We start from the raw sequence: 4,579 nt of genomic DNA on the forward strand, positions 1-4,579 counted from the left end.
GGCCGGGGGCGTGCCGGCGCCCGCGGTGCAGCGCCGCGCCGGCGCGATCGTCGTCGGCGCCGGCGTCTCGGGCCTGGCCGCGGCGCGCGCGCTCGACCGTGCCGGCGTCGACGACGTGCGGCTGCTCGAGCTCGAGGACGAAGCCGGCGGCAACAGCCGCGGCCACGCGATCGCCGGGATGCGCTGCCCGCTCGGCGCGCACTACCTGCCGCTGCCGGGCGAGCGTGCGCTCGAGGTCATCGAGCTGCTCGAAGCGCTCGGCGTGCGCCGCAGCGAGCGCGGCGTGACGGTCTACGACGAGCGCACGCTGTGCCACAGCCCGCAGGAGCGGCTGCACATCGCCGGCTTCTGGCACGACGGCCTGCTGCCGCCGATCGACGCGCTGCCCGCGGCCGAGCGCGGACCGACGCTCGCGCAATACCGCCGCTTCGGCGCCGCGGTCGACGCGGCCGGCGCCGGCGGCGCGTTCGCGATGCCGACCGCGCGCGGTGCCTGGAGCCCGAGGCTCGATGCGCTCGACGCCATCACGTTCGGCGCCTGGCTCGATGCCCAAGGGCTGACCGCGCCGGCGCTGCGTTGGTACCTCGACTACTGCTGCCGTGACGACTACGGCGCCGGCGCGCGCCAGGTCTCGGCCTGGGCCGGGCTGCACTACTTCGCGAGCCGGCACGGCTTCCATGCGCCCGGCGATTCGAACGACGAGCGCGACGGCGTGCTGACCTGGCCCGAAGGCAACGCCTGGCTGGCGCGCAAGCTCGCCGCGCCGCTGCACGGGCGCACTCACACCGGCGCTGTCGTGCTGCGTGTCAGCGAGGGCCGCGAGCGCGTCGACGTCGATCTGTGGCATGCGGCCGCGCAGCGCACCGAGCGCTGGAGCGCGCCGCAGGTCGTGCTCGCGCTGCCGCTGTTCGTCGCCGCGCGGCTGCTGGAGACGCCGCCCGCCGCGCTGAGCGAAGCGGCCGCGATGCTGCCGCACGCGCCGTGGCTGGTCGCGAACCTGCACCTGAGCGACGTGCCCGACGAGCGCCCCGGCGCGCCGCTGTCGTGGGACAACGTGGCCTGCGACCCGACCCACCCGAACCCGACGCTCGGCTATGTCGACGCGATGCACCAGAGCACGCGCTCGATCCCAGGCCCGACCGTGCTGACCGCGTACTGGGCGCTCGGCGGCGACACGCCCGCGCAACTCGCGGCACAGCGCGCGCGGCTGCTCGTCGAGCCGTGGTCGGCGTGGGCCGGCGCGGTCGTGCAGGACCTGGCCCGCGTCCACCCCGACCTGCCGGCGAAGCTGATGCAGGTCGACCTGATGCGCTACGGCCATGCGATGGCCGTGCCGGTGCCGGGCGCGCGCGGCAGCGCCGCACTGCGCGCGCTTGCCCAGCCGCAGCGGCGCGTGCACTTCGCGCACAGCGATCTGTCGGCCTACTCGGTCTTCGAGGAGGCGCTGTACCAGGGCACGCGGGCCGCCGCGCAGGCCCTGGCGGGGCTCGGCCGCGTGCGGCTCACCCCGGCGCGCTGAAGCCGTCGGCGCTCCAGCGTTCGCTGCCGACGCCGTGGTGAACAAAGAACAGGCCGTCGGGGTCGTAGCGCTGCTTCACCCCCAGCAGCCGCGGGTAGTTCGGGCCCCAGAAAGACCGCTGCCAGTCGGCCTCGAAGAAGTCGCTCTCCGACACGTATGAGCCCGGGTTCGGCGCCACGCGGCGCAGTTCGCTCATGGCTGCGTCGATGGCCTGCGCACGCCGGCGTGCGCTCGGTGCGTCGGGTTCGCGACCCGCGATGCCGGGACAGGCCGGCGGCCCTTCCGCCGCGGCGATCACCAGCGCGAACGCGTCGAGCACGGCCGGGTTCATCGCGGTGTCGCGCGCCGCGGCGATCGCCGCTTCGGGCGCGCCCGCGAGCCCCTTGTTGACGTGCAGGGCGACCTGCCAGTGGCGCGTTGCCGCGCACAGCGCGTCGCACAACGACGCGTGCTGCTGCGGCTGCAGCAACGCGGCCGACAGCCACGCCGACTGATAACCGTGCAACACCTGGCCGACCTGGCCCTGGTCGCCCGACCAGATGATGTTGCCGGGCGGCGCGCCGGGCCGGTTGTCGCCGACCACCACGCCGGGCAACATCTTCAGAATGCCTGGTTCCCAGAAGCGGCGCGCAGGCAGCGCGACGATGAACGGCGCGGAGGTCATGCAGAAGTCACCCGGCGCGTCGCCGACCGCGTCGATGAACGGCTGCCAGACGGCCGACGCCTCGCCGCGGCTCAGGCCCTGGAACACCATCGCGATCCGCAGCACCTTGCTGTGCTGCAGGACGATCTGCTCGCCCCAATGCGGATTCATCAGGCGGTCGCGGTAGTGCGCGAGGACCAGCCCGATCAGGCGCCGGTAGGCCGCGTCGGAATTCGCCTGGATCGTCATGTTGACTGCGCCGATCGACGCGGGCAACGCATGCGTGCGCAGGGTCAGGCGCGTGACGATGCCCAGGCTGCCGCCACCGCCGCCCTTCAGGCCCCAGAACAACTCGGGATTCGTGCAGGCGTTGGCGGTGCGCACCGCGCCGTCGGCCGTGACGACCTCCGCCTGCAGCAGGTTCGCCGACGCCAGCCCGAAGCCCTTCGAGAAGCTGCCGAAGCCGCCGCTCTGGATCAGCCCGGCCACGCCCACCGTCAGGCAGCCGCCGCCCTGCACGTAGCGACCGCCTTGCGTCGTGACCGCGTCGTAGACCGGCCCCCAGAGCGCCCCGGCCTCGACCGTCACGGCCGGCTGCGGTGCTTCGCCGCAACCTTCGGCGACGAACGCCTCGTGCAGCGTGATCGCGCGCATCCGGCGCGTCCACACGAGCAGCGAATCGGCCGCGTTCGAGCCGCCCTGGTAGCTGTGGCCGCCCCCCTTGACGACCAGCCGCAGGCGGTGCCCCCGGGCGAAGTTCACTGCGGCGACGACATCGGCGCTCGTCTGCGCGGCCACTGCGTAGACGCTCGGCCGCGACACCCAGGCGTCGACCCAGCCCAGCGTCTGTGTCAGGCTGGGCGAATCGCCGATGAAGTGCGGGTTCTTCAGCGCCTTGAAGAGCTCGTCGCAGGCCGCGCCGGCCGGCGCCGCGCGGCAGGCGGCGAACGGGTCGGACAGCTTGAGCAGCCGACCGCCGACGCGATCGCCGAGCTCGGCCCAGCGCGCCTCGGTGGGCCAGGCCGCGTCGCCGGGGCGCACGCGCGGGACCGGGCCCGGCGCCGCGAGCGCGCGGGTGAGCGTTGCAGATTGCAGGCCGGCCAGCAGCGGCGCTGCGGCGGATCGGAGGAGTTGGCGTCGGTTCATGCTGCCTAGAATCGCCTGGATGCGCCGCCGCAGGCTCCGAAAGTGACCAACCTGGCCGAATCCGGGACGAACCCGGGCACCACCGTGACCGCCCGGGCGGGATGGCGTGCCCCGCTCGCGCTCGCGACGGTCTGGCTCGTCGTGCAGGCCGCCGTCAACAGCGTGTCGGTCGCGAACGACCTGAGCCGGCGCGGCGTCGCGTTCGAGCCGGGCGCGCCGTGGATCTGGGAGTACAGCAGCGCGCTCGGCCTGCTGGCGTGCCTGCTGCCGGTGCTGGTGCTCGACGAACACCTGCGCGCGTCGGTGCGCAGTCGCGGGCTGCGGCTCGTGGCCTATCTCGGCGCGAGCGTGGTGTTCTCGATCGGCCACGTGACGACGATGATCGCGCTGCGACATCTCGCCTATGCGCTCGCCGGCTGGCGCTACGACTTCGGTCCGTGGGTCGACGGCCTGCTGTACGAGTACCGCAAGGACGCGCTGACCTTCGTCCTCATCGTCGTGATCGCGAACGGGTGGCGCCTGCTGCTGGCCGCGCGTGCGAAGCCGGGGTCACCCGAGCCGCCGGCCACGGCGCCGGAAGCGCCGACCTTCATCGTGCGCACCGCGACGCAAGGCGATCTGCTGGTGCGCGCCGACGAGGTCGACTGGGTCGAGGCGCAGGGCAATTACGTCGCGCTGCATGTCGGCGCCGAGGTGCGGTTGCTGCGCCAGACGCTCGCCGAGACGGAAGCCCGGCTGAAGGAGCACGGCTTCATCCGCACGCATCGTCGTGCGCTCGTGAATCGCCGGCGCATGCAGGCGATCATCCCGCCGCCGCGCGGCGACGCCGGCGAGCTCGGCGTGCGTTTGAGCAATGGTCAGATCGCGCCGCTGAGCGAAAGCCGGCGTGCCGAGGTGCTGCGGCTGGTGCTCGGGGCGTAGCCTCAGGCGGCCGGGCGCGTGTCGCCGAGGCGGAACGTGCTGACGACGCTCGCGAGCCGCGCCGCCTGCTCGCGCAGGCTCTCGGCCGCGGCGGCCGACTGCTCGACCAGCGCGGCGTTCTGCTGCGTCATCTGATCGAGCTGCGCGACCGAGGTATTGACCTCGCCGATGCCCTGGCTCTGCTCGCTGGCGGCCGCGCTGATCTCGGCGATGATGTCCGAGACGCGCTGCACCGAGCCGACGATCTCCTTCATCGTGCGACCGGCATCGGCGACGAGCTTCGAGCCGCCCTCGACCTTCTCGACCGAGGCGCCGATCAGCCCCTTGATCTCCTTCGCCGCTTCGGCGCT

At 73.4% G+C, this 4,579-nt stretch carries 4 protein-coding genes; 2 read left to right on the forward strand and 2 right to left on the reverse strand.

Features of this window, described 5'->3' with window-relative positions; all coding sequences use genetic code 11:
• Window positions 1-1,519, forward strand: a 1,519-nt coding sequence (locus tag AC1DTW_RS27935) for an FAD-dependent oxidoreductase (RefSeq protein ID WP_477985272.1), incomplete at its 5' end; no start/stop codon positions are given.
• Here AC1DTW_RS27935 and AC1DTW_RS27940 read toward each other — a convergent pair.
• Window positions 1,503-3,308: an FAD-dependent oxidoreductase gene (locus AC1DTW_RS27940; RefSeq protein ID WP_477985274.1), complete on the reverse strand. Its 1,806-nt coding sequence runs from the start codon at window positions 3,306-3,308 to the stop codon at window positions 1,503-1,505. The genes AC1DTW_RS27935 and AC1DTW_RS27940 overlap by 17 nt on opposite strands.
• Before the next feature lie 42 nt (window positions 3,309-3,350).
• Here AC1DTW_RS27940 and AC1DTW_RS27945 point away from each other — a divergent pair, with 42 nt between their 5' ends.
• A complete protein-coding gene (locus tag AC1DTW_RS27945) occupies window positions 3,351-4,229 on the forward strand; it encodes a LytR/AlgR family response regulator transcription factor (RefSeq protein ID WP_477985276.1) in 879 nt (292 codons plus the stop codon).
• Window positions 4,230-4,231: 2 nt separating this feature from the next.
• On the opposite strand, the gene AC1DTW_RS27950 is transcribed toward AC1DTW_RS27945, so the two are convergent.
• The coding region (locus AC1DTW_RS27950) for a methyl-accepting chemotaxis protein (protein ID WP_477985278.1) at window positions 4,232-4,579 on the reverse strand (348 nt) is incomplete at its 5' end.

The sequence above is a fragment of the Rhizobacter sp. P5_A1 genome (assembly GCF_056400745.1).